Genomic DNA, 1239 nt, shown 5'->3' on the forward strand with positions numbered 1-1239 from the left:
TGTAGTGGTTCAATGAACCTGGACACCTCTAAAGGGGATAATTCTCCAACTGAGGTGAGAAATGAGCAGACGGAACATTCCTGAAGAATTCAAGGCAGAAGCAGTCCAGCTGGTGGTCAGCAAGGGCTATTCATACTCGCAGGCCTGCGAAGCGCTGGGCGTTGGCGACACGGCGTTGCGTCGCTGGGTCGCGCGGTGGCGCGAGGAGCAGGCCAAACCGCCGCGCACAGCGATAGAGATCGAGACCGACGCGCGTCGCATTCGCGAGCTCGAGGCGAAGGTCGCTGATCTCGAGAGGGAACGCGACATTCTAAAAAAGTCTACGGCCTTCTTCGTCAAGGAAATGGATCGCTTCTCGAAGTGATCCAGTCACTGAAGAAGGCCTGGCCTGTGAGGGTGATGTGTGAGGTGATGAAAGTGGCGCGCAGCAGCTATTACGCGTTCGCGGCGCGCCCGTCGGCTAGCCTAACGCCCTGCCCGCAGATCGCCGCTGCGCGTGAAATTCATCGCGAAACCCGCTGCAGTTATGGCAGCCGAAGGATGTCGCACGAGCTTCAAAGGCGTGGTCACGAGGTGGGGCGCTATCGAGCCCGCACGTTGATGCACCGCGCGCAGCTGGTGGTTACCAGAAAGCGCACGCACCGCTATCAGAAGAGCAATGGTGAGGCGCTGGTGGCGCCGAATCTGCTGGCGCGTAACTTCGAGCCGCCGTCCATCAACCAGGTGTGGGCAGGAGATATTACTTATGTGAGAACCCTTCAGGGCTGGTCGTATCTGGCCATCGTGATGGACCTGTATTCGCGCCGTATCGTCGGCTGGGCGTTCGCGCTGCTACCTGATACAGCACTGGTCATCCGGGCTTTGCAGCAGGCGAGCGACCAGAGACGTCCGCCGCCAGGAGTGATGTTCCACTCGGATCAGGGATGCCAGTACACCAGCGCGCACTTCGTGAACGAACTGAAGGCAAACGGCATCGTTCAGAGCATGAGCAGGAAGGGGAATTGCTGGGATAACGCACCGGTGGAGCGTTTCTTTAGAAGCCTGAAAAGCGAATGGATCGACGAGAAAGGGTACCCCGATCACGCGCACGCCGAACACGACATCGGGGTCTACATCGACGACTTTTATAACTACCGTCGCATCCATTCGGCAGCAGGCGGTCAGCCGCCGGCACGATGCGAAGCTTCACTTTTTTAAATATTCCCCTTTCCGGGTGTCCAGGTTTACTTGACCACTACA

The 1239-nt window shown here is 58.2% G+C and carries 1 protein-coding gene; it reads left to right on the forward strand.

Annotated features, from left to right (window positions below; all coding sequences use genetic code 11):
* The first annotated feature begins 61 nt into the window (after positions 1-61).
* Positions 62-1197, forward strand: a protein-coding gene (locus KHO30_RS39050; RefSeq protein WP_234487248.1) for an IS3 family transposase whose coding sequence is annotated in 2 segments (ribosomal slippage) — positions 62-320 and positions 320-1197 — 1137 coding nt in all. Because the reading frame shifts where the segments join, the coding sequence is not laid out codon by codon here.
* The last annotated feature ends 42 nt before the right edge of the window (positions 1198-1239 follow it).

Source organism: Paraburkholderia aspalathi, assembly GCF_905220735.1.
GTDB classification, from domain to species: Bacteria; Pseudomonadota; Gammaproteobacteria; order Burkholderiales; family Burkholderiaceae; genus Paraburkholderia; species Paraburkholderia aspalathi.